This window comes from Anaerosacchariphilus polymeriproducens (genome assembly GCF_003363435.1).
GTDB classification, from domain to species: domain Bacteria; phylum Bacillota; class Clostridia; order Lachnospirales; family Lachnospiraceae; genus Anaerosacchariphilus; species Anaerosacchariphilus polymeriproducens.
This window is the reverse complement of record NZ_QRCT01000034.1, coordinates 191894-216346: the sequence shown is the minus strand read 5'-3', so window position 1 is coordinate 216346 and position 24453 is coordinate 191894. Positions and strand designations below refer to the sequence as shown.

Below are 24453 nucleotides of genomic sequence, written 5' to 3'. Positions count from 1 at the left end.
GAGGGAATAGGATGAAAAAGAAATCTAAAATTTCTATGCCGAGTAAATATATTTTGATGATAATTTCATTACTTTGTATCATTATGATTTTTATTTCATTTCGTACAAATATTTCTACCGGTTCTTTACGAACTGTATCTGGATATATATATGTGCCGGTTCAAAAAGGAATCAATCGGATTGGGACATTTTTCAGTGACAAAGCAGATGATTTAAATAAACTGCGGGATGTGATGAAAAAAAATGAAAAATTACAAGCACAAGTAGATAAACTTTCAATCGAAAACAGTAATTTACAACAAGATAAATTTGAACTCGATAGATTAAGAAAACTTTATAAATTAGATCAAAAATATACAAGCTACAAAAAAATCGGTGCCAGAGTCATCGGAAAAGATACGGGTAATTGGTTCAGTGTTTTCATGATCGATAAAGGTTCTGATGATGGTATAAAAAAAGATATGAATGTCATGGCCGGCAGTGGTCTTGTCGGTATTATAATAGATGTAGGTCCTAACTGGGCGAAAGTAAGATCTATTATAGATGATGCAAGTGAATTAAGTGCAATGACGTTGGAAACTTCAGACAGATGTTTTGTTGAAGGCGGATTAATGGACATGAATGAAAAACAAATGGTTAAATTCACTGATTTAAAAGATCCAGATAATCAGGTTAGTTCAGGCGCTGAAGTTGTCACCTCCAATATAAGTGTTAAATTTTTACCAGGAATAACGATTGGTTACATTACAGAAATAAAAATCGGTTCAAACAATTTAACAAAATCTGGATACATTACACCGGTAGTAGATTTTGAACACTTAGAAGAGGTATTGGTCATTACTGATTTAAAAGAGAAAGGTGGAAAATAAAGTGAAACGCAAAATAGTAGTTTTTCTGCTAATCAGTGCTTGCTTTATATTGCAGAGTACAGTATTTAAATCACTTGCACTGGCTAATATTTCACCAAATCTTTTGATTGTAATTGTTTCATCATTTGGATTCATGCGTGGAAAAAAATCAGGCTTGCTAATTGGATTTTTTTCGGGTTTATTAGTAGATATTTCTTATGGTGAAGTAATAGGTTTTTATTCTTTAATGTATATGTATATAGGTTATTTCAATGGATTTTTTAAAAAGATTTTCTATCCGGAAGATGTAAAACTTCCTATGGCATTAATTGCAGGAAGTGATTTTCTTTATGGAATATTAATATACTTTTTCTTGTTTTTATTTAGGAAAAGATATGAATTTGGTTATTATTTGATGCACATAATTATTCCAGAATTAGTTTATACAATACTCGTAACTCTTGTTTTGTATCGAGTGATCTTGTTCATAAACAATAAATTGGAAGAAAGTGAAAAAAGGAGTGCAAGTAAGTTTGTTTAATTATATAAAAGAAGTAATACTAAGTATCGTAAAATCCAGATTCTTTATTTTAGCAGTTACGTTTGTATTATTATTTGTTGTGTTGATTCTCCGTTTATTTAAACTTCAAATTGTAAATGGTGAACAGTATATGAAAGATTTTACCATGACAATAAAAAAGGAAAAAGAAATCCCCAGTACAAGAGGTAATATATATGATAGAGACGGAGAATTGCTTGCTTATAATGAATTAGCTTATTCGGTTACAATCGTCGATAGCGGAAATTATAACAAAATGGCTGAAAAGAACGAACAATTAAATAAGATTATATATGATACCATTAAAATGCTAGAAAAAAATGGTGAAACGATAGTAAGTGATTTCAATATAATTATTGATAATAATAAATTGAAATATAGTGTAGAAGGAACAAAGCTCAAAAGATTTTTAGCAGATATATTTGGTTATAAATCGATAGATAGTTTGGAATACAATAAAAAATTAAAAGTAGATGAAGCTAAAATATCTGCTCCAAGACTATTTGAACATTTATGTAGTAAGGATATGTATGGCATTTCAGATAAGTATTCTAAAAAAGATGCGTTAAAAATTTTAAATATCCGATATAATATGTATCAAAACAGATTCAAAAAGTATGTAGGTACAACAATAGCTACACAAGTTAAGGAGGAAACAGTAGCCTTAATTAAAGAAAATAAAAATGAACTGCAAGGGGTAGACATTGAAGAAAGTACGATACGCAAATATGTTGACAGTGAATACTTTGCATCTATTATTGGTTACACTGGTAAAGTATCTACAGAAGAATTGGAAGAACTTAATAAAGAGAAAAAAACATATGATATGAATGATGTCATAGGTAAGGCTGGAATTGAAAGTAATATGGAATCTGAATTACAAGGAAAAAAAGGTTCCGAAACCTTATATGTAAACAATGTTGGAAAAGTAATAGAAACAGCGGAAACTGTAGATCCCATTTCAGGAAATGATGTTTACTTAAGTATAAATAAAAATTTACAAATTGCTGTATACAAAATGTTGGAACAAAAATTAGCTGGTATTTTATATAATAAAATTATTAATGCCTCTATGGATCAAGTTAATAGCTCAAATGAAAACAAATCTGCAAGTGATTTGGATATTTCTATTGACCATGTATATAATGCTCTAATTAACAATAATGTAATTGATATTAGCCGATTCAGCCTGGAAAATGCATCGGAATCTGAAAAAAGTTTATACCAGTCATTCCTAACTCACTTAGATACTTCTTTAAATGAAATTAATAACCAGTTGATTTCTGAAGCCCCTCCATCCTATAAGGATTCAGGAACCCAAATGCAGTCTTATATCAGTTATATTGAATCTATGTTAAAAACAAATGAAGTTCTATTAAAGGATTCAATTGATACTGCAGATGAAACTTATTTAATTTGGCAGAAAGAAGAAATTAGCTTTAAAGAGTATCTTCAATATGCAATTGCCCAAAATTGGATTGATATTTCTAAACTTAAAGTGGATTCCAAATATGCGGATTCTTCTGAAATTTATACAGCATTGCTTGCTTATATCCAAGAAACACTCAGGGAAGATACCGGGTTTCATAAGAAAGTTTATAAAAGTTTGATTCAAAATCATATTGTATCTGGTGTAGATATTTGTATGGTTCTATATGATCAGTGTGTACTTGATTCTAATGATGCATCGAAAACACAACTTGCATCCGGTGAGTTAGATCCTTATACATTTATGAAGGAACAAATTAAGACACTTAAAATAACACCAGGTCAATTAGCATTAGATCCATGCTCCGGTTCCTGTGTTATTACAAATCCGAATAACGGAGAAATATTAGCGGCTGTATCGTATCCCGGATATGATAATAACCGTTTGGCAAATACAGTTGATTCTGCCTATTTTAGTCAATTAAATAAAGATTTATCTTTACCTTTATATAATCATGCTACACAAGAAACTACCGCACCTGGTTCCACCTTTAAAATGGTTACAGCTGTTGCAGGTCTAACAGAAGGAAAAATTGACCCTTATAAAGAAATTAAAGATTTAGGTAAGTTTGAAAAAATAAAACCTTCACCAGAATGTTGGATATATAAAAAAGGTCATCAAACACATGGATCAATTAATGTAAGTCAGGCAATTGAAGTGTCCTGTAACTATTTCTTCTATGAAGTTGGATATCAATTGAGTTCTGTGAATGGTACTTATAATCAAGATCAAGGTATTTCCATGTTACAAAAATATGCCGCAATGTTTGGTTTGGATCAATATTCAGGAATAGAGATACCGGAAACAAAACCACATATGTCAGATGAGTACCCTGTCACATCTGCTATTGGTCAAGGAAATCATACTTATACGACCAGCCAGCTGGCACGATATGTGACTACAGTCGCCAATAGCGGCACATGTTATGATATAAGTCTAATTGATAAAGTAAAAGATAATAAAGGCAAGCTTGTTAAAGATTACACACCAAAAATTCATAGTCAACTGGACGATGTCTCAGAGAGTACATGGAATGCAGTTCATGAAGGAATGAAGCTAGTTGTTAATAAAGAACACAAAGATATTTTTAGTGATATCAATAATACTATAACATTAGCAGGAAAGACAGGTACTGCACAACAAATCACTACAAGAGCAAATCATGCCTTATTTGTTGGTTATTCTTCACAAAATACACCTGGAGCTAGTCCTGACATTGCATTTGCTACACGTATTGCCTTTGGTTATTCTTCTTCAAATGCAGCTGACTTTATGAGCGATGTCATTCGATATTATTATAAAATAGCAGATGAAAATACTTTAATTAATGGCGAAGCTAAGACAAACAATACAAATCTCGGTGGTGATTAGTAAATTAGCAGGTAAATTAGGAGGAACAAGATGAGCAATTCAGTTATTATTAAGAGTAATCAATATGGAATATCCGTATTTCTAGATGATGAGTTGCCATATGAACAACTTTTACAAGACATAATCGATAAATTTAAAGAATCTGCCAGGTTTTTTAAAAATGCGAAAATGGTAGTATCTTTTGAAGGAAGGCAGCTTACAGAAGAACAAACATTTGAAATACTGAATACAATTACAAATTATTCCGGATTAAATATCATGTGTGTAATTGATAAAGATGAGGAAAGAGAAAAGTATTTTAAACAAAAACTGGAAGAACGTATCGAAGAAGTTGCATCAAATTGTGGCCATTTTTATAAGGGAAATTTACAAACCGGTCAAGTATTGGAATCTGAAACCAGTGTTATTATTCTTGGTTCGGTAGAAGCCGGTGCAAAAGTTTACTCTAAAGGAAGTATTATAATTATTGGTTCATTATATGGTAAAGTATATGCTGGAATTACCGGAAACCAAGAAGCATTTGTAGTGGCACTTTCTATGGAACCGGTACAAATTAAAATAGCTGATATAATTTCCAGAAACCCTCTAAAGCCATCAGGACTTCTTAAATTTACTAAAAAGTCAGTTGTGGGACCTAAGATCGCATTTATTGAAAATGGAACCATTATTGTTGATTCCATAACCAAAGATATCTTCAATCAAAATACACAGAACGAACAATAATTCAATATGTATTAGGAGGATATAAAAATGAGTGAAGTGATTGTAGTAACATCAGGAAAAGGCGGGGTCGGTAAAACGACCACCAGTGCTAATATCGGAACAGGATTGGCCAAATTACAAAAGAAAGTAGTTTTAATCGATACAGATATTGGACTAAGAAATTTAGATGTTGTTATGGGATTGGAAAATCGAATTGTTTATAATCTTGTAGATGTTGTGGAAGGAAATTGCCGCTTAAAACAAGCATTAATTCGTGATAAAGAGCATTCCAATCTGTATTTAATCGCGTCAGCTCAGACAAAAGATAAAACAGCAGTTTCACCGGAACAAATGAAAAAGCTAACAGATGAATTAATAGAAGAATTTGATTATGTTGTATTAGATTGCCCGGCAGGGATAGAACAAGGATTTCAAAATGCAATTGCCGGTGCTACCCGTGCTATTATTGTTACTACCCCTGAAGTTTCAGCAATTAGAGATGCTGATCGTATTATAGGTCTATTGGAATCTAACGGAATTAAAAAGCTGGATATGGTGATAAACAAAATGCGATTGGATATGGTTAGGCGTGGAGAAATGATGTCAATTGAAGATGTCATGGATATCCTGCCAATTAATCTTATCGGAGCTGTACCAGATGATGACCAGGTTGTCATTTCAACCAATCAGGGGGAACCAATTGTTGGCACAGATACCTTGGCTGGACAAGCTTTTTTACATATTACCCAGAGGATAACGGGAGAAGAAGTCCCATTTATTGACTTTAATAAACGTGTTGGATTTTTTAAAAAGTTCACAGGCATATTTAGTAAAATAGGAGGGTGAAAATGGGATTTCTTCGTTTTAAACGCAAACTTTATTCAGGAAATGTTGCAAAAGAAAGACTAAAACTACTAATTTATTCAGAACGAGTTAATTGTCCACCAGATGTGTTGAATCATATTCAATTAGAGATTCTACAGGTCGTACAAAAATATATGGAGATAGATACCCAAAATTCTAGTGTCCAAATAATACAAGAAAATAAAAGCAACAGTATGTATCGTATGCCAAGGTTGTATGCGAATATACCGATAAAAACTATACAAACAATAAAAGAATAAAACAGGTGTATTAATATGTTAAAACAATATAAACTTAAAGATTATCATTTTAGACTCATAATTTTAATAATGGCTCTTAGTACAATAGGTGTTTTTGTTGTAGGAAGCGCCTTAAAAGCAGTGCAAAACAAGCAATTATTCGGAGTTATTTTAGGACTTTGTGTAATGATTGTGATATCTTTGATTGATTATAAGTATATTTTAAATTATTACTGGATTTTATATTTTGCAAATATAGGATTTTTATTACTAGTTAGGTTTTTTGGCGATGATGCAGGTGGCGCAACACGTTGGATAGATATTGGTTTCCGTTTTCAGCCATCTGAGTTATCGAAAATACTATTAATTATATTTTTTGCAGAATTTTTTAATAGACATATTGATGATTTAAATACATTGAAAACATTAGCGTTAACTGGTATTTTAATATTGATTCCCTGGTTATTAATATTAAAACAACCAGCTTTATCTACAAGTATTGTAGTGGCACTTATATTTTGTGTAATTATATATATTGCAGGACTTAGCCCTAAAATAATTGGTTGCATTTTTGCATTATTTGTTCCTTTAGCCGGAATTTTTATTAGTATAATTCTACAACCAAATCAGTCTTTACTACAAGGATATCAGTTTCGCAGAATCATGGCATGGCTTCATCCGGAAAATAAACTATATTTAGATTTGACATTACAACAAAAAAACTCTATCATGGCAATAGGCTCAGGTCAGCTATTCGGAAAAGGTCTAAATAATACAATGATATCTTCTGTAAAAAATGGTGATTTTGTTTCAGAATCTCATACAGACTTTATATTTTCTGTCGTAGGAGAAGAATTGGGATTTGTTGGAGGCTGCGTTGTTATTGGTCTTTTGTTATTAATTGTGTTAGAATGTATTTGGATAGGAAAAAATGCTAAGGATAAAACTGGAACTATGATATGTTGTGGTATGGCCGCTTTAATTGCTTTTCAGAGTTTTATTAATATCAGTGTTGTAACGAGGCTATTACCTAATACAGGGTTAGTTTTACCTTTTGTTAGTTATGGTTTGAGCTCGCTTATAAGTTTATTTATTGGAATGGGCTTAGTTTTGAATGTAGGATTGCAACCCAAAAAATATTAGATAGGGGGAAAAAGAATGAACATAGGATTAATCGCACATGATGCAAAGAAAAAATTAATGCAGAACTTTTGTATTGCATACAGAGGAATTTTATGTAAAAATGATTTGTATGCAACAGGTACAACAGGTAGACTCATTGAAGAGGTAACTAATCTGTCAATTTATAAATATTTGGCAGGTCACTTAGGTGGAGAGCAACAACTAGGTGCTCAGATTGAACACAATCAAATTGATTTGATGATTTTTTTAAGAGACCCACTATCTCCCAAATCTCACGAACCTGATGTAAACAATGTTGTGAAATTATGTGATACACATAATATTCCATTAGCAACAAATCTTGCTACGGCAGAATTGTTAATTAAATCTCTTGATAGAGGAGACTTAGAGTGGCGTGAAATGTATAAATAAAAGAAAAATAATAATTTTAGCAGTTATTGGATTTATATTAACAACTTTAAGTAGTTGTGGAAAAAAAACTGAATATCCGTTTAAGTATGATGTTTATGATACATCTGACGAATATGGTTTAATAAGGGTAAATGGTTCATCTAAAATCACTACATTTGCAAATGATTTATGTGTTGTAGGAACAGATAATATTACATTAGAAAATATTAATATAGCAGATTCAGCAGGAGCAGGACTTTTTGATTTAAAAAGAAAAAATGTTTTGTATTCTAAAAATTGTCATACCAAATTATATCCGGCTAGTACAACAAAGATATTAACAGCTTTGGTTGCATTAAAATACGGAAATTTAGCAGATGAGATTACAGTAAGTAACGAAGCAGTTGACTTACCTTCAGATGCTTCCTCCTGTCATTTTAGTGCAGGTGATAAAATAACATTGGAACAGGCACTTTATGGTTTATTAATTTGTTCTGGAAATGATGCCGGAAATGCTATCGCAGAACATATGTCTGGAAGTGTAGAAGAGTTTGCAGCTTTAATGAATAAAGAAGCAAAAAGCTTAGGAGCAACAAATAGTCATTTTGTTAATCCCCACGGATTACATGATGATCAACATTATACAACAGTATATGACTTATATTTAATTTTTAAAGAAGTTATTAAAAATGATGAGTTTATAAAAATCATTAATACAAATGAATATACTGCAAATTATACAGATGCCAATGGTAAAGCGACTACTACTACCTGGAGCGCAACCAATCGTTATATTACCGGAGTTGAAGAAGAGCCTGATGGAGCTAATGTTATTGGCGGAAAAACAGGAACGACTTTTGATGCAGGTTCTTGTTTGGTTTTACTAAGTGAGAATACAAATCATGAGCAATATATATCAATTATTTTAAAAGCAGATGGAAAGACACTTTTATATGCAGGTATGAGTGATTTACTACGAAATATAAATTAAGAAAATCGAAAGATTCTATAAATTATTTAAATATCAGTTGTATTTCTTGTTCAAATATACTATAATTACTGTATTAGAATAATATTTTTTGTGCAAATTGTTTGTGTGTTGGTGGATTTGTGCAAAAAATAAAGGAGGAGATTGCGATGATACAGTTAATTGTTGGCGAGAAAGGAAAAGGTAAAACAAAGCACTTACTCGAAAAAGTTAATACGGAGATAAAATCCGCCTCTGGTAATATTGTCTACTTAGACAAAAATACAAAACATATGTATGAATTATGTAATAAGGTTAGGTTAATTAATGTTAAGGATTATCCAATCAATAATAGTGACGAATTTGTCGGATTTATTAGTGGAATCATTTCACAGGATCATGATTTAGAACAAGTTTATTTAGATAGTTTTTTAGAAATAGCATGTATATGCAATAATTTGGAATCGACCATACATAAATTGAGCAATATAGGAGAAAAATATCATATTAAATTTGTTTTAAGTGTTTCACTAAATGAAAATGAAATTTCTGAAGACTTAAAGCAAAATATTATTATATCTCTCTAATAATAAATAAAAAATACAAGGTGTCTCAAAATATATGAGACACCTTGTTCATGGTTTTTATGGCAATAAGGAGAAAATATGAAATCTAATTATATATATAATACATACTCTACATTTTTACAAAATAAATATGGTGAAAAAGTTTATAAATTGCCTATAAATTTACCAATATCATGTCCTAATAGAATTGATTCATATGGATGCAGTTTTTGTTCAGAATTAGGAACAGGATTTGAAGCTCATGAAAATACAAAAACTGTGTTACAGCAATTGGAAGATAACAAACATAAAATTCAACGTAGATATCATGCAAATAAATTTATAGCCTATTTTCAAAATTATACAAATACTTTTATACCTTTTAAAAAGTTTAAAGATTATATTTTGGAAGCTCTAAGCTCAGAAGATATTGTAGAAATATCTATCGCTACAAGACCGGATTGTATAGAGGAAAAATATTTGAATTTTTTAAGGGATATTAAAAATGAGTATCATATAGAAATTACATTTGAATTAGGGTTGCAGACTATTAATTATCATACCTTAGATTATATTAATCGTGGACATGGATTAGCAGCATTTTTATCTAGTGTTTTAAAAATAAGTTCATATTCATTTCCAATTTGTGTACATGTCATATTAAATCTTCCTAATGATACAATACGTGATACACTAGAAACAGCTAATGTATTATCAGTACTTCCCATTCAGATAGTAAAAATACATTCCTTATATATTCCTAAGAATACACGGTTGTGTTATGAATTTGAAAATGGTACAATATCTTTATGTTCAAAACAAGAATATTTAGAGAGATTAGTACTTTTTATTGAAAATATAAGACCTGACATAATAATTGAACGTTTGTTCAGTAGGGTTCCACAAAAAGATGCTGTCTTTTCAAATTGGGGGACTAGCTGGTGGAAACTTAGAGATGAGTTTTTGGATAGTATGATAAAGCGCAAAAGTTATCAAGGAATAGCTTACCAAGATTTAGCAAGAGCCGCCTTAGATAAATTAGATTATAAATAAATTTGAGGTGATGTTTTGACAAGAAGAAATCGTAAGATTAGAAAATATAAAAAACCAGTACATTTAAATATTGGTCTGATTATTTTTAGTATTATATTTATATATATTATAATCTCAGTAACTTTATATTTTTTCTCTAAGCATATATCTGTTTATGAAGTTAATAAAGGAAAGCTTGCTACGAATTATAAGTATCATGGTTTTGCCATAAAAGAAGAAAATATTGTAACAGCTCAGGATTCTGGAAACATTACATATTATGCGAGAGAGTGTGAAAAGGTTGGATGTTCATCTTTTATATATTCTATAAATTCAACTGGTAATCTATCTGATCTACTTAAATCAACTGATGGTAATTCTGATATTTTAGACAAAAAAGAACTTACAGAAATTCATAAAAGTATAACTGATTTTAGCTATACTTTTAATAAAATGGATTTTACTGATGTTTATGATTTTAAATATGATATTGAAGAGAGCCTGATTTCCAGTATAAATTTAAATGCATTAGAAAAAATGAATGAAAATGATAGTAATCTAAATATGCAAACTTATAAAGCACCTGCAGCCGGAATGATTTTATTTTCAACAGATGGATATGAAAATGTTTCACAAGACAATTTTCAGTATTCATATTTAAACGATACAAATTATAGAAAGATAAATCATAAATCTAACACTGTAAAAGCTGGAGATATTATCTATAAATTAGTATCAAGTGAAAATTGGAATCTAATTATTGAAATCGATGAAGCTTTAGCAAAAAAATTAGAAGATACTGAAAATATAGAAGTGAAATTTTTAAAGGACGATTCTACAACTTGGGCTGGATTCAACATTTTCGAAAAAGATGGAAAAAAATTGGCCAAACTATCATTTACAAATTCCTTAGTAAGATTCGCTTCAGAGCGTTATATTGATGTTGAGCTTCAAATTAATGATGATGAAGGCTTAAAAATACCTGCTTCTTCAATTACAAAAAAAGAATTTTATATAATTCCGTCAGATTATGTAACACATGGGGGAAATAGTAAAAAACCAGGTTTTATTGTTGAAAAACTGGATGAAGAGCAAAAATCTGCCGTCAAATTCACCCCTACTACATTATATTATTCTGATGATAAAGTTTGTTATGTCGATACATCATGTTTTAATACCGGTGATACAATTATTAAACCAGATTCTAATGAACGATATCAATTAGGTAAAAAAGAATCTTTAATAGGTGTTTATAATATCAATAAAGGATATGCAATGTTTAAACGAATTGAAATTTTGTATCAGAATGAAGAATATTGTATCATAAAATCAGGAACTGATTATGGTCTGGCTTTATATGATCACATTGCATTAGATAGTGATTCAATAAATGAGGATGATATTATTCAATAAAAGGAGTGATTGCAAAGTGGTAACAGAAAACCTAAAAACTGTTCATGAAAGAATCTTTGAAGCATGTTCAAAAAGCAGCCGGAACCCGGATGAAGTCACCTTGATTGCTGTAAGTAAAACAAAACCGGTCGAAATGTTGCAAGAAGCTTATGATGCTGGTATCAGATGTTTTGGTGAAAATAAAGTACAAGAGATAATGGATAAATATGAAGTCTTACCAAAAGATATTAGATGGCATATGATTGGACATTTACAAAGAAATAAGGTAAAATATATAGTTGATAAAGTTGATTTAATTCATTCCGTCGATTCTTTAAAGTTAGCACAGGAAATCAATAAAGAAGCTCTTAAAAAACAAGTAATAGTTTCAATTTTGATTGAAGTAAATGTTGCAAAAGAGGATAGTAAATTTGGGACGACCCTTGAAACTTGTATTGAATTAGTTCAAGAAATTTCTCAATTGCCCCAAATAAAAGTTAAAGGGTTAATGACTATTGCACCATATGTTACGAATCCTGAAGATAATAGAGAAGTTTTTAAGGAATTAAAAAAATTAGCTGTTGACATAAAAAACAAAAACATTGATAATGTAGATATGAAAATTCTTTCGATGGGAATGACAGGAGATTATCAAGTAGCTATCGAAGAAGGTGCTACTATGGTAAGAGTAGGGACAGGAATTTTTGGAGAAAGAGATTATAATAAAGGATAGGAGATTAAAAATGAGCGTATTGGATAAATTTTTAAATGTTATGAAGTTAAATGATGATTATGATGATGAGTATGACGATTATGATGAATATGACGATTACGAAATAGAAGAGAAGGCAAAAAAGAAACATTTTAAGAAAGATGAGTTTGATGAATATGATGAAAAACAAAAACTTCGTTCATCGAAAGCTACATCAAAGGTGACCCCAATGAGACAATCAAAAAAACAAGCAGGTGGAATGGAAGTTTGTGTTGTTAAACCTACAACTGTAGAAGATTCGAGAGAGATTACTGAAATATTATTGACAAACCGTACCGTCGTACTTAATTTAGAGGGATTAGATGTCGAAATAGCCCAGAGAGTAATTGATTTCACTTCGGGTTCATGCTTTGCAATTAATGGTAACTTGCAAAAGATATCAAATTATATTTTTATTATAACACCAGCATATGTAGATATATCCGGAGATTTTCAAGATATATTAAATGGTGCTTTTGAAGTTCCGCCTATTTCAGCAGAATTTTAATTTTATTTATAACAAAGTGTCTATCTCTCATATTTACTCTCAGCTTAAACTTAAGGAAGTTTTAGACACTTTGTCGCACAGGAGAGCATCGGTCAAGTTCAAACTTTACGGATGCTCTTTATGTTTGGTTCTTAAGACTATTAGAAATGCTTTATAGGAGGATATAAAATTATGAAAAATGAGCGACTAGTTGTCCATTATGACAATGAGCCGATTTATGATATTGTTTTTAGAGAATCATATCAAAATTTAATAGATGAATTGAAATTACTTAATGTTCAAAACAAAAAGCTTTGTATCGTTACCGATTCTAATGTAGAAAAACTGTATGCAAAAGAACTTCAAGAACTTCTTAAAGAAATTTCTTCTATGGTATCTGTTTTTTCATTTCAAGCAGGTGAAGAAAGTAAAAATATTGCAACGGTTCAAAGACTGTATGAACATCTTATTTTAAACAAATTTGATCGTAAAGACATGTTATTAGCATTAGGTGGAGGAGTCGTAGGAGATTTGACGGGTTTTGCCGCTGCTACCTATTTGCGTGGAATTGATTTTGTACAATTACCAACTACATTGCTTTCACAAGTAGATAGTAGTATTGGCGGAAAAACAGGCGTAGATTTTGAATGTTATAAAAACATGGTGGGGGCATTCTATCAGCCCAAGTTAGTTTACATGAATCTATCTACTTTAAATTCTTTAGATGATAAACAATATCATTCAGGAATTGCTGAAATTTATAAACATGGTTTAATAAAAGACAAGATCTTTTTTGAATGGCTTATACAGAATATGAACGAAATTCAAAACAGAAATATTGATATTTTAAAAGAAATGATTTGTCATAGTTGTGATATAAAAAGAGTAGTTGTAGAGAATGATCCGAAAGAAAAAGGTGAGAGAGCACTTTTAAACTTAGGACATACAGTGGGGCATTCTATTGAAAAATTAACTAATTTTTCTTTATTACATGGAGAATGTGTTTCTGTAGGAATCGTAAGTGCAGCATATATTTCTTATAAAAAAGGTTATATTAAAGAAGAAGAATTTAATTATATAAAAAGCAATCTAATAAATTTCAAACTACCAATTAGCATAAAATATCCTGATTTAAATTCAAAACATGTTCTAGAAACCACGAAACTGGATAAAAAAATGGAGTCAGGCCATATTAAATTTGTATTATTAAAAGATATTGGAAATGCTTTTATTGATCATACTATTACTGACAAAGAATTGTTAGAAGCAATTAACTATGTTTTGATAGGAGATAATAATGAATAAACTTAAAAATACAAACTTATTTTATGGACTATTTGGAATTCTAATTTCTTTTGTATTAATTACAATAGATCAATATACAAAACGTCTGGCAATTTTATATTTAAAAGAAAATCCAATTATTTTAATTAAAAACATTTTTCAATTGACCTATTTAGAAAATAGAGGAGCTGCTTTTGGAATCATGCAAGGGAAAAAAATGTTTTTCGTAATTATAACTATTGTAATATTATCATTTATTTTTTTCATATATTTAAGAGTCCCAAAAAGTAGACATTATAATTTATTAAGATTTGTTATGATTCTTTTTGTTTCAGGTGCAATTGGAAATATGATTGACCGCGTTTCTTATAACTATGTAGTTGATTTTTTTTATTTTGAATTAATAAATTTTCCTATTTTTAATGTTGCTGATTGTTATGTTACAATTGCTGCCGGATTATTAATATTTTTATTTCTTTTTGTATATAAAGAAGAAGAATTAAATTCCATATTTCAACTTGGAAAGAAGGGATTGAAAAAAGAAAATGAATAAATATTCTTTTCAGGTTGATGAAAAAAGTAATGGTTATAGAATCGACAAATATTTGAGCAATGAGATGTCAGATTATTCAAGAGCATATATTCAAAAGCTCATTAAAGATTCTAATGTATCAGTTAATGATAAAATTGTAAAATCAAATTATAAATTAAATGCAAATGATCTAATTGTAATACAAGTTCCAGATAATCAAGAGCCTGAGATTTTACCTGAAGATATTTCACTTGATATATTATATGAAGATCAAGATCTTTTAATAGTTAACAAACCGAAAGGAATGGTAGTACATCCATCTGCAGGACACTATACAAAAACGTTAGTAAATGCTGTACTGTTTCACTGTAAAAATGATTTATCCGGTATTAATGGAGTTTTACGTCCTGGAATTGTACATCGAATAGATATGGATACAACGGGCGCCTTAATTGTATGTAAAAATGATTTTTCACATAATTCAATAGCAGCGCAACTTAAAGAACATACCATTACTAGAAAATATAGAGCTATAGTATACGGAGTTATAAAAGAAGATGAAGGTGTTATAGATGCTCCTATCGGAAGACATCCAATTGATCGAAAAAAAATGGCGGTAAATGAAAAAAATGGAAAACATGCGGTAACACATTATAAAATAATAAAACGATTTAAAGATACGACCTATATTGAATGTCAACTAGAAACTGGAAGAACTCATCAAATTAGAGTTCACATGGCAAGTATTCAACACCCTTTATTGGGTGATCAACTTTATGGACATACTCGGAAGAACACAAAATTATTAGGTCAAACCTTGCATGCTATGACAATAGGATTTATCCATCCTCGAACCAATAAGTATATGGAATTTGAAGCACCATTACCAGAATATTTCGAAAAACTATTGCTATCTTTCGAATAATAAGTATACATTTCAAATGATTTCATTTATAATAATATTAACTTAATAATTTATAACTGAAGGGAGCGAATGGATATGAATACAATTATTACTATCGGAAGACAATATGGTAGCGGTGGAAGAGAAATTGGTACGAAATTAGCAGAAGCATATGGTATCAAATGTTATGACAGAGATTTACTACAGTTGGCAGCCAAAGAAAGTGGTTTGTGTGAAGATATTTTCAATAATTATGACGAAAAACCAACCAACAGTTTTCTTTATTCTTTAGTTATGGATACATATTTAGTAGGAGGTTATTCTTCAGCATCGTTTTTAGATATGCCAATTAATCACAAAGTTTTTTTAGCACAATTTGAAACAATCAAAAAAATTGCAGATCAAGGTCCGTGCGTAATTGTTGGGCGTTGTGCAGATTATGCATTAGCTGAATATAAGAATTGTGTTAGTATATTTATTCATGCAGATATTAATTGTCGTATTGAACGTATTTCTAAGCTTTTGAATTTATCTGAAGATAAAGCCAAAGAAGTTATTCATAAAACCGATAAACGTCGTTCTAGTTATTATAATTATTATTCAAATAAAAAATGGGGCGAAGCCAAAGGCTACAAATTATCTATTGATAGCAGTGTTGTTGGGATAGATGGTACAATTCAATTAATTCAAGATTATATTAATATAATGGAGAAGCAATTATAGAGAAAATGATTTATTAATTATTGATAATAAGTCGAGATATAAAATCTTGACTTATTATTATATTTATAACTATTCGCAAAACACAACTTTAACGAAATGTATGATGTTAAAATCTTCATATTGTTTACATAATCTACTTATGTAAACATATTTCATGAGAATCTAATATTATGGTAAAAGGTCCGTCGTTTTCTAAATTTATTTTCATATCAGCACCAAATTCACCTGTACCTACATAGGGAATTTGGATCATTGCTTTTTCAATTAGGTAATTGTATAATTCAGATGCTAACGATGGAGAACCTGCATCAATAAAAGAAGGTCTATTTCCTTTTTTACAATTTGCATAAAGTGTAAATTGAGATACTAAAAGCAAATGCCCATCAATATCTTCTATTGATAAATTGGTCTTCCCATTATTATCTTCAAAAATGCGTAATTGAATTAATTTTCTTAACATTTTATCAGCTATTTCTTTAGTATCATGATTTGATATACCAATAAATACAAGTAATCCTTTTTGTATTTTACCAATAATCTTATTTTCTACCGATACTTCTGCTCTATTTACTCTTTGTATAACAAACTTCATAATTTTGTTCCTTTCTTTAAGTTATATAGCAACATTAAACAAACTAATTTTAGCAGATTATTATATATAATTCAATGTTAGGTTATTTGTAACTTCTTCGATATTATAGTATAATGTTTAAGTATTATAAAACGAAACATTGTGAGGAATTGAAATGAAATTACAACAATTACTAAGTCAAACAAGGAAAGCAATTGACGAATATCAAATGATTCAAGATGGAGATAGAATAGCCGTAGGTATTTCCGGAGGCAAAGATAGTTTAACTTTATTGTACGCTTTAAGTAATTTAAGAAGATTTTATCCGAAAAAATTTGAAATTGAAGCAATTTCGGTAAATATTGGATTTGACGGCGTGGATATGTCTGAAATCGAAAGTTTGTGTAGAGATTTGAATGTCTCTTACACTATAATTGACACAGAAATTGCAAAAATCATTTTTGAAGAAAGAAAAGAATCAAATCCATGTTCACTTTGTGCAAAAATGAGGAAAGGCTCTTTTAACGAAAAGGCAAAGGAGTTAAATTGCAATAAGATTGCATATGCTCATCATAAAGATGATGTAATTGAAACACTATTTCTTTCATTTATCTTTGAGGGTAGATTACACTCTTTTTCACCTGTTACTTATTTAGACAGAATGGATTTAACATTGATTCGTCCTATGCTTTTTGTCTCTGAATCAGACGTTATTGGTTTTAAAAATAAGTATAACCTACCTATTGTTAAGAACCCTTGTCCTGCTGATGGATATACGAAAAGGGAATATGCAAAAAATTTAGTAAAACAATTAAGCGATGAGCATCCAGGAGCTAAGGAAAGAATGTTTACAGCAATTTTAAATGGAAATCTTCAGGGGTGGCCTCAAAGGATTTTAACAAAAAGAATTTAGTTACTATCAGAAAATGGGGTGAAATATATGAAAAACTTAAATTATCATGAACAACAGATCCGTGAAAATGAATTAAAATTAAGAAATGTCATTCGTACTCTTCCATCTTTTTGCAAAGAATTTTTTATTGGAATTGAACATACGACTTCAGCAAGAACTAAGTTAGCTTATGCTTATGATTTGCGTCTGTTTTTCAACTTTCTACAGGAAACGAATTCTAGTTGCAAAAAGATGCAGATGAATGAGATTCCGATTAATATCTTAGATAAAATTACACCAATGGATATCGAAGAATATTTATCTTATTTAAAATATTATAAAAAAGATGGTTATGAACATTCTAATGATGAAAGAGGTAAAATGAGGAAATTAGCTACATTAAGGAGTTTTTATAACTACTATTTTAAAAAAGAGCTTATTGTAAAGAATCCTGCGGTGCTTGTTTCTATGCCTAAATTACACCAAAAAAATATAGTTAGATTAGATATAGATGAAGTTGCAAGACTTTTAGATGAGGTTGAAACAGGAGAACTTTTAACTGAGAAGCAAAAAACTTATCATAAACGTACACAACGTAGAGATTTGGCAATTATTACTCTTCTATTAGGTACAGGTATCCGTGTATCAGAATGTGTTGGTATTGATATTGAAGATGTAGATTTTAAAAATAATGGTATTAAAATACGCAGAAAAGGTGGAAATGAAGTAGCAATATATTTTGGGGAAGAAGTTGAAGAAGCTTTAAGGAATTATCTAGATGAAAGACTTATGATTGAAGCAAAGGAAGGAAGTCAAAATGCCCTCTTCCTATCCATGCAAAACAAAAGAATCAACGTTCGTTCTGTCGAAAATCTAGTTAAGAAATATTCAAAACTAGTAACCAGCTTAAAGAATATTTCTCCACATAAATTGAGAAGTACTTATGGAACTAATTTGTATCACGAAACCGGTGACATTTATTTAGTAGCTGATGTTTTAGGACACAAGGATGTAAATACCACTAAAAAGCATTATGCTGCAATTGAAGATGAACGACGTAGAATGGCAGCTACCAAAGTAAAATTACGTGAAAAATAAATTAGTTTTTAATATAATATGGTAAAGTTAGGTATTCACCGGAATTTATATGTTCATCTGACAAGCCATTAACTAATTTAATTTCTTTAATATATTCATTAATATTAGTTACTTCATTATTATAGTCATAGTAATTATTCGCAATTGCCCATAGTGTATCACCATTTTTAATCATTATTGATGTATAATACTTACGGTTAGAATTTGAATGTTTATTCATTGTTGAACTTGAACTAATAAAATTACACCCAAGTACTAAACTGGAAATCATAATAACACTTAATATCAATATATGCAATTTGAATTTATTTGAATGTTTCATATTTTTTAACTTAATATTTTTCATAAGTAACCTCCTAAAATAATTTCTATTTAAGCAAGAACACGTGTTCTATGTTTTTATTATACAAGCAGAACATTTGTTTGTCAATAGGATGATTCAAAAAAAATCGAACAAACTTTCGGAATATCTGTTTGCTTTTTGTCTATATTTATGTTATTATGATTATTATAGAAATTTTGGAGGTATCGTATGTCAAATAGAAATATAAGTGGAAAGCAGAAGGAAATTTTAGAATACATAAAAAAAGAAATACTAAATAAAGGATATCCACCTGCAGTTCGAGAAATTTGTGAAGCTGTAAATTTAAAATCCACCTCCTCTGTTCATTCTCATTTAGAAACCCTTGAAAAAAATGGTTATATTAGAAGAGATCCTACGAAACCAAGAGCTATAGAAATTATAGATGATAATTTTAATCTGGTAAGGAGGGAAATTGTAAATGTACCAATTGTAGGCACCGTCGCCGCTGGAAATCCAATATTAGCGGTTGAGCAGATAGAAAATTATTTTCCAATACCTACTGAGTATATGCCTCAAGAAGAAAGTTTTATGTTAATTGTCAAAGGTGATAGTATGATAAACGTTGGTATCTTTGATGGTGATAAAGTACTTGTTAAAAAGCAATCGATTGCCAAAAACGGGGATATTGTAGTTGCTTTAGTGGATGATTCAGCTACCGTAAAGACTTTTTATAAAGAAGAAGGATTTTATCGTTTACAACCTGAAAACGATTCTATGGAACCTATTATCGTTAATGATGTAGAGATTTTAGGAAAGGTATTTGGGGTGTTCCGATTATTTTAAAAATAATACTCCATCATCTCAGTAATTTGATGATGGAGTATCATAATTATAGTTACACTACAAATTTTATTTTAATTCTTCAACAGATATTTCTTTTCCGTCTCTCCAGATTCTTTCTAAATCATAAAACAAACGATCCTCTTTGGAAAATATATGAATTATAATATCTAAATAATCTAATAAAATCCAACTTCCACTATTTCTTCCTTCGATTTGTTTTGGTAAGTAACCTGCCTTATCTAAAGATTCTTCTACATTATCTACTAATGCTTGAAGCTGACTAGAATTTGATGCGCTTGCTATAATAAAATAATCTGCTACTACTGAAATTTCGCTAATATCTATAACTTTAATATCTTCAGCTTTTTTTTCATCCAAAGAATTATAAACAATTTTTGCCATTTCTATTGATAGATTCATTGGTTCTCTCCTTTAATTTTTTTAAATAATAATTATATGATTTTTGTGTCATGGGATCTATATTATGCTTTCCATTTCCTTTTAGAAATTTTAGGCAATCTTCTAATATCATACAAAGACATTCATCAATATCAATAAAAGCCATTTTACGTATCTTTTTTAAATTAGGAGATTTATTTCTCTGTGGTTCAATATAATCAGCAATATAAATAATTTTTTCCAATATTGACATATTGGGTCTTCCTGTAGTATGGTAAGTTATTGCCTCCAATATTTCGTCGTCTTTGACATCATATTTTGTTGAAGCTAAATAAGCACCTAATTTGGCATGTATTAAAAAAGGATTTTCTCTTTCAAAATCAGAGATAACTATTTTTTCTCGATCGCAAATCAATATTTTTTCGGAGTCTGAAATACATTTTGCACAATCATGTAATAATCCGGCTAATTGGGCTTTATAAATATCAAAATCATATCTCATTGCTAGGGATGCAGCGGTATAAGAAACTCCTAAAGTATGTTTGTATCGTTCTGTGTCTAAATCTTTTTCTAATTGATTCTCAATTTGGTATAAATCATTAAAATTCATTTTTTTAGCTACTCCTTATATAAATATAAATGATTCTTTTTGATATATGTTTCTACTTCTTTGGGAACAAAATATTTTATTGTAGACCCATTTTTCACACTCTCTCGTACTGACCTGGATGAAATATCTATATTAGGGGTGTTAAGAATTTGTATTCGGCTTTTATATTTATTTTTTAAATAAAGAATTTTATCCTTTAAAGCTTGATTTTCCATATTTTCACGGGTAGCTACCAATAAAGTACAGTATTCAGTAATTTTTGAAGGTTCCTTCCATGATTCGAAATCAAATAAACTATCTGCACCCATGATAAAATAATAATCGGTGTCCGGATTTTGATTTTTTATTATTTCTAAAGTTCTGAACGTATATATAACACCTTCTCTTTCCATTTCCAACGTTGATAATTGAAAATGAGAATTATCTTGGATCGCTAAGGATACCATTTCTAATCGCTGTTTTGACGTTGAAAAGATTGAAATATCTTTATGGGGTGGATTTCCTGTTGGAATAAATAAAACTTGCTCTAAATCGAATTGTTCATAAGCACTTTCAGCTAAAATCAAATGTCCTATATGAATTGGATCAAATGACCCACCCATAATCCCAACTTTTTTACTAAATTTTTCAATCATAATATGTCCCTCAAATCTCAAATGCTAATTATTTTGAAAGATTAGTTTTCTTCTTTTCTTTCGATTCTTTATAAAGAATAATCTTTTTACCTATTACCTGTACTACTTGTGATTTTGTTCTTTCTGCTAGTACATTAGCAATTTCTTTTGGATCATCTATACAGTTTTTTAAAACATTAATTTTAACTAACTCTCTATTATTAAAAGCTTCTGCTACTGCTTCTGTTATTTCAGAAGTTAAACTAGATTTACCTATTTGAAATATTGGTTCCATTGTACTGGCAAGACTTTTTAAATATGCTCTTTGTTTACTTGTCATAATCTACTCCTATATCACTATTTATAATAATAAAATTCTAAGCCATACATACGGACAGTATCACCTTCTTGTATTCCTGCTTTTTCTAAAACTTCTAAAATTCCATTTTCTTTTAAGAAATTTTGAAAGAATAAAAAGCCTTTTTCAGAATCAATATTGGTATAACCTAACATTTTTTCGATTTTGGGACCTTCAACAACGTAAATACCTTCTTGAGGCTTCTCTACCGTATATGGTTCGTCTTTTGATTCTAGATTTTCCGGGAAAAATTCCTGTTCAAATATAACTGGTTCAGTATCTATTTGATTTAATAAATCATAAACGAAATACAATAATTCTTTTACACCTTTTCCTGAAACTGCTGAAATCGGAAAAACTCTAACACCCTTTGGCTCAAATTCTTCTTTTAATAATTTAATTGGGTCATTATCTTCTGTTGTGTATATTGCATCAATCTTATTTGCAGCAATAACTTGAGGTCTTTTGGCGATCTCTTCATTATAAGCTTCTAATTCTTTGTTAATTGCATAAATATCATTAATTGGATCTCTTCCTTCTATTGAAGCTGCATCTACCATGTGAATCATTAATTTTGTTCTCTCTATATGTTTTAAAAATTCATGCCCTAATCCTATTCCTTCAGAAGCACCTTCAATTAAACCTGGAATATCAGCTATAACAAACCCGGCTCCATCATCAAGATCGACAACACCTAAATTGGGATTTAAAGTTGTAAAATGATAATTCGCAATTTTAGGTCTTGCATTAGTTACCTTTGATAAAAATGTTGATTTCCCAACATTAGGAAATCCTACTAGTCCAACATCAGCAATTACTTTTAATTCTAAAATTACATTAAGTTCAATAGAATCTTGTCCAGGTTTGGCATATTTTGGAGCTTGCATTGTTGGTGTTGCAAAATGCTGATTGCCTTTTCCACCTCTCCCACCTTTTAAAATGATTTGGCGTGTGTTATCACCTGACATATCAGCAATCACTTTGCCGGTAGCCAGATCTTTAATTACTGTTCCTGCAGGTACTTTAACAATTAAATCCTCTCCATTTTTACCATGTTTATTTCTTTTACCGCCTACAGCACCATCTTGAGCAACATATTTTCTTTTATGACGGAAGTCAACTAATGTATTAAGTCCTTCATCTACAACAAAGATTACATCTCCACCTTTTCCGCCATCTCCGCCATCCGGACCACCGTTTGTAATATATTTTTCTCTATAAAAGCTAACATGGCCATCTCCGCCTTTTCCTGAGCGTATAAGAATTTTTGCGCTATCTGCAAACATAGTCTCGCCACGTCCTTTCTATCTCTATTTGTTCTATTTGTTTATATATTAATAGTTCCTTAAAATAATATTTTTTATTACATTGTTTTAGCATAGTATGATTATTATCTAAATAATATCGCAATTTCTTATAATATGATAAAAATGGACTCGAAGGAATATCGAGTCCATAGAAATATATCATAAAAATTTCTTTTTATAATTTATTCGTTGCTTGCTACTGGATATACGGAAGCTTGTTTTTTATCTCTTCCTTTTCTTTCAAATCTAACAACACCATCTACTAATGCAAACAATGTATCATCTCCACCGCGTCCAACATTTAAACCTGGATGAATTTTAGTTCCACGTTGTCTATATAAAATATTTCCAGCTTTAACAAATTGTCCATCTGCTCTTTTCGCACCTAATCTTTTTGATTCTGAATCTCTACCATTTTTAGTAGAACCAACACCTTTTTTATGAGCGAAAAATTGAAGGTTCATTTTCAACATATTCTACACCTCCTTGAATACTAATTCAATATATTTATTACTATAATCATTTTGAATCCCCTTCAAACCTATTACTAAAGAATCTACTAACATTTCAGCTTCTTTCGTAGGTATCTGGGTAAATTCGCATTTAATCAATCCACTATTTTCATCTGTATGAACTGTAATTGTGTCAGTCGTTAATTGTTCTATGGAATTAAGTGCATTAATAACCAGAGCAGAAACACCTGCACATACTATATCATTACCATTTTTAGCAAATCCAGCATGTCCTATCACTTCAAAAGATTTATATTTAGTTTCTTGATCTTTGTAAATCGTTATTTTAATCATAACAATTTCCCTTAATCATTATCCATTAATTTTCTCAATTTTAACTTGGGTAAATGACTGTCTATGACCATTTTTCTTATGGTATCCAGATTTTCTCTTATACTTATAAACAATAACTTTTTTACCTCTGCCTTCTTTTACTACGGAAGCAGTAACAGTTGCGTTAGGTACGATAGGTTCCCCTACCACTAAATTTCCATCGTTTACAGCAAGTACTTGATCAAATGTAACAGTTTCACCAGCTAGAACACCAAGTTTTTCAATATTAATGATATCTCCTTCGGATACTTTGTACTGTTTACCACCTGTTGCTATAATTGCGTACATATGGCACCTCCTATTATCATTACTCGCCAATTGCGGTGTTGTATCAATACAATCTTTAAACCTCATTGAGCGGCACACTAA

The 24453-nt window shown here is 30.0% G+C and carries 31 protein-coding genes; 21 read left to right on the top strand and 10 right to left on the bottom strand.

Annotated elements, in window-relative coordinates; all coding sequences use genetic code 11:
• Window positions 1-11: 11 nt before the first annotated feature.
• The 18 genes from mreC to DWV06_RS11840 all read left to right on the top strand — a co-directional run bounded on the left by mreC (window position 12) and on the right by DWV06_RS11840 (window position 16243).
• The gene (gene mreC, locus DWV06_RS11925; RefSeq protein ID WP_115482406.1) at window positions 12-869 is read left to right on the top strand and encodes a rod shape-determining protein MreC; all 858 of its coding nucleotides are present in this window, start codon (window positions 12-14) and stop codon (window positions 867-869) included.
• A gap of 1 nt (window position 870) precedes the next feature.
• Entirely contained in the window at window positions 871-1389 is a 519-nt protein-coding gene (gene mreD, locus DWV06_RS11920; RefSeq protein ID WP_115482405.1) for a rod shape-determining protein MreD, read from the top strand.
• The gene (locus DWV06_RS11915; protein WP_115482404.1) at window positions 1382-4267 is read left to right on the top strand and encodes a penicillin-binding transpeptidase domain-containing protein; all 2886 of its coding nucleotides are present in this window, start codon (window positions 1382-1384) and stop codon (window positions 4265-4267) included. The genes mreD and DWV06_RS11915 overlap by 8 nt, the downstream gene beginning before the upstream one ends.
• Window positions 4268-4297: 30 nt before the next feature.
• On the top strand, window positions 4298-4990 hold the full coding sequence (locus DWV06_RS11910) for a septum site-determining protein MinC (RefSeq protein ID WP_115482403.1): 693 nt from the start codon (window positions 4298-4300) through the stop codon (window positions 4988-4990).
• A gap of 27 nt (window positions 4991-5017) precedes the next feature.
• Entirely contained in the window at window positions 5018-5815 is a 798-nt protein-coding gene (gene minD, locus DWV06_RS11905) for a septum site-determining protein MinD (protein WP_115482402.1), read from the top strand.
• Window positions 5816-5817: 2 nt separating this feature from the next.
• Entirely contained in the window at window positions 5818-6093 is a 276-nt protein-coding gene (gene minE / locus DWV06_RS11900; protein WP_115482401.1) for a cell division topological specificity factor MinE, read from the top strand.
• Between the two features lie 15 nt (window positions 6094-6108).
• The gene (locus DWV06_RS11895) at window positions 6109-7215 is read left to right on the top strand and encodes an FtsW/RodA/SpoVE family cell cycle protein (RefSeq protein ID WP_115482400.1); all 1107 of its coding nucleotides are present in this window, start codon (window positions 6109-6111) and stop codon (window positions 7213-7215) included.
• Between the two features lie 15 nt (window positions 7216-7230).
• On the top strand, window positions 7231-7626 hold the full coding sequence (locus tag DWV06_RS11890; protein WP_115482399.1) for a methylglyoxal synthase: 396 nt from the start codon (window positions 7231-7233) through the stop codon (window positions 7624-7626).
• Window positions 7610-8596, top strand: coding sequence for a D-alanyl-D-alanine carboxypeptidase family protein (locus DWV06_RS11885; RefSeq protein WP_115482398.1), 987 nt, complete (start codon window positions 7610-7612; stop codon window positions 8594-8596). Before DWV06_RS11890 ends, DWV06_RS11885 begins: the two co-directional genes overlap by 17 nt.
• 146 nt (window positions 8597-8742) lie before the next feature.
• Entirely contained in the window at window positions 8743-9159 is a 417-nt protein-coding gene (locus DWV06_RS11880; RefSeq protein WP_115482397.1) for a twitching motility protein PilT, read from the top strand.
• A gap of 78 nt (window positions 9160-9237) precedes the next feature.
• A complete protein-coding gene (locus DWV06_RS11875; protein ID WP_115482396.1) occupies window positions 9238-10191 on the top strand; it encodes a TIGR01212 family radical SAM protein in 954 nt (317 codons plus the stop codon).
• 15 nt (window positions 10192-10206) lie between these two features.
• A complete protein-coding gene (locus tag DWV06_RS11870) occupies window positions 10207-11583 on the top strand; it encodes an HlyD family efflux transporter periplasmic adaptor subunit (RefSeq protein WP_115482395.1) in 1377 nt (458 codons plus the stop codon).
• Window positions 11584-11599: 16 nt separating this feature from the next.
• Window positions 11600-12295: a YggS family pyridoxal phosphate-dependent enzyme gene (locus tag DWV06_RS11865; protein WP_115482511.1), complete on the top strand. Its 696-nt coding sequence runs from the start codon at window positions 11600-11602 to the stop codon at window positions 12293-12295.
• Between the two features lie 10 nt (window positions 12296-12305).
• On the top strand, window positions 12306-12821 hold the full coding sequence (locus tag DWV06_RS11860; RefSeq protein WP_115482394.1) for a cell division protein SepF: 516 nt from the start codon (window positions 12306-12308) through the stop codon (window positions 12819-12821).
• 171 nt (window positions 12822-12992) lie between these two features.
• Window positions 12993-14105 carry a 3-dehydroquinate synthase gene (aroB, locus tag DWV06_RS11855; RefSeq protein ID WP_115482393.1) on the top strand — a complete coding sequence of 371 codons (1113 nt, stop codon included), beginning with the start codon at window positions 12993-12995 and terminating at the stop codon, window positions 14103-14105.
• Window positions 14098-14637: a signal peptidase II gene (lspA, locus tag DWV06_RS11850; protein WP_115482392.1), complete on the top strand. Its 540-nt coding sequence runs from the start codon at window positions 14098-14100 to the stop codon at window positions 14635-14637. The genes aroB and lspA overlap by 8 nt, the downstream gene beginning before the upstream one ends.
• Window positions 14630-15541 carry an RluA family pseudouridine synthase gene (locus DWV06_RS11845; protein WP_115482391.1) on the top strand — a complete coding sequence of 304 codons (912 nt, stop codon included), beginning with the start codon at window positions 14630-14632 and terminating at the stop codon, window positions 15539-15541. Before lspA ends, DWV06_RS11845 begins: the two co-directional genes overlap by 8 nt.
• 69 nt (window positions 15542-15610) lie before the next feature.
• Window positions 15611-16243 carry a cytidylate kinase-like family protein gene (locus DWV06_RS11840; protein WP_115482390.1) on the top strand — a complete coding sequence of 211 codons (633 nt, stop codon included), beginning with the start codon at window positions 15611-15613 and terminating at the stop codon, window positions 16241-16243.
• A 133-nt stretch (window positions 16244-16376) separates the two neighbouring features.
• On the opposite strand, the gene dtd is transcribed toward DWV06_RS11840, so the two are convergent.
• A complete protein-coding gene (gene dtd, locus DWV06_RS11835) occupies window positions 16377-16835 on the bottom strand; it encodes a D-aminoacyl-tRNA deacylase (RefSeq protein ID WP_115482389.1) in 459 nt (152 codons plus the stop codon).
• 154 nt (window positions 16836-16989) lie between these two features.
• Here dtd and DWV06_RS11830 point away from each other — a divergent pair, with 154 nt between their 5' ends.
• Window positions 16990-17727 carry a tRNA 2-thiocytidine biosynthesis TtcA family protein gene (locus tag DWV06_RS11830; RefSeq protein WP_115482388.1) on the top strand — a complete coding sequence of 246 codons (738 nt, stop codon included), beginning with the start codon at window positions 16990-16992 and terminating at the stop codon, window positions 17725-17727.
• A 27-nt stretch (window positions 17728-17754) separates the two neighbouring features.
• On the top strand, window positions 17755-18804 hold the full coding sequence (locus DWV06_RS11825) for a tyrosine-type recombinase/integrase (protein ID WP_115482387.1): 1050 nt from the start codon (window positions 17755-17757) through the stop codon (window positions 18802-18804).
• A 1-nt stretch (window position 18805) separates the two neighbouring features.
• On the opposite strand, the gene DWV06_RS11820 is transcribed toward DWV06_RS11825, so the two are convergent.
• The gene (locus tag DWV06_RS11820) at window positions 18806-19150 is read right to left on the bottom strand and encodes a LysM peptidoglycan-binding domain-containing protein (protein ID WP_115482386.1); all 345 of its coding nucleotides are present in this window, start codon (window positions 19148-19150) and stop codon (window positions 18806-18808) included.
• A gap of 186 nt (window positions 19151-19336) precedes the next feature.
• Here DWV06_RS11820 and lexA point away from each other — a divergent pair, with 186 nt between their 5' ends.
• Window positions 19337-19951 (top strand): transcriptional repressor LexA, encoded by a 615-nt coding sequence (gene lexA, locus DWV06_RS11815; protein WP_115482385.1) that lies wholly within the window; start codon window positions 19337-19339, stop codon window positions 19949-19951.
• 66 nt (window positions 19952-20017) lie between these two features.
• Here the strand turns inward: lexA and rsfS are convergent, their stop codons facing one another.
• From rsfS to rplU, 8 genes are all read right to left on the bottom strand, one after another.
• Window positions 20018-20371, bottom strand: a complete 354-nt coding sequence (gene rsfS, locus DWV06_RS11810; protein ID WP_115482384.1) for a ribosome silencing factor — start codon at window positions 20369-20371, stop codon at window positions 20018-20020.
• Entirely contained in the window at window positions 20334-20960 is a 627-nt protein-coding gene (gene yqeK / locus DWV06_RS11805) for a bis(5'-nucleosyl)-tetraphosphatase (symmetrical) YqeK (protein ID WP_115482383.1), read from the bottom strand. Before yqeK ends, rsfS begins: the two co-directional genes overlap by 38 nt.
• A gap of 8 nt (window positions 20961-20968) precedes the next feature.
• Window positions 20969-21595, bottom strand: a complete 627-nt coding sequence (gene nadD, locus DWV06_RS11800) for a nicotinate-nucleotide adenylyltransferase (RefSeq protein WP_193726019.1) — start codon at window positions 21593-21595, stop codon at window positions 20969-20971.
• 28 nt (window positions 21596-21623) lie between these two features.
• Window positions 21624-21914, bottom strand: a complete 291-nt coding sequence (yhbY, locus tag DWV06_RS11795; protein ID WP_115482382.1) for a ribosome assembly RNA-binding protein YhbY — start codon at window positions 21912-21914, stop codon at window positions 21624-21626.
• A gap of 17 nt (window positions 21915-21931) precedes the next feature.
• Window positions 21932-23218 carry a GTPase ObgE gene (obgE, locus tag DWV06_RS11790; RefSeq protein ID WP_115482381.1) on the bottom strand — a complete coding sequence of 429 codons (1287 nt, stop codon included), beginning with the start codon at window positions 23216-23218 and terminating at the stop codon, window positions 21932-21934.
• A gap of 203 nt (window positions 23219-23421) precedes the next feature.
• Complete coding sequence (gene rpmA / locus DWV06_RS11785) at window positions 23422-23712, bottom strand: 50S ribosomal protein L27 (protein ID WP_115482380.1); 291 nt, start codon at window positions 23710-23712, stop codon at window positions 23422-23424.
• A 3-nt stretch (window positions 23713-23715) separates the two neighbouring features.
• Window positions 23716-24045, bottom strand: a complete 330-nt coding sequence (locus DWV06_RS11780) for a ribosomal-processing cysteine protease Prp (protein WP_115482379.1) — start codon at window positions 24043-24045, stop codon at window positions 23716-23718.
• Between the two features lie 18 nt (window positions 24046-24063).
• Complete coding sequence (gene rplU / locus DWV06_RS11775) at window positions 24064-24372, bottom strand: 50S ribosomal protein L21 (protein ID WP_115482378.1); 309 nt, start codon at window positions 24370-24372, stop codon at window positions 24064-24066.
• Between the last annotated feature and the right edge of the window lie 81 nt (window positions 24373-24453).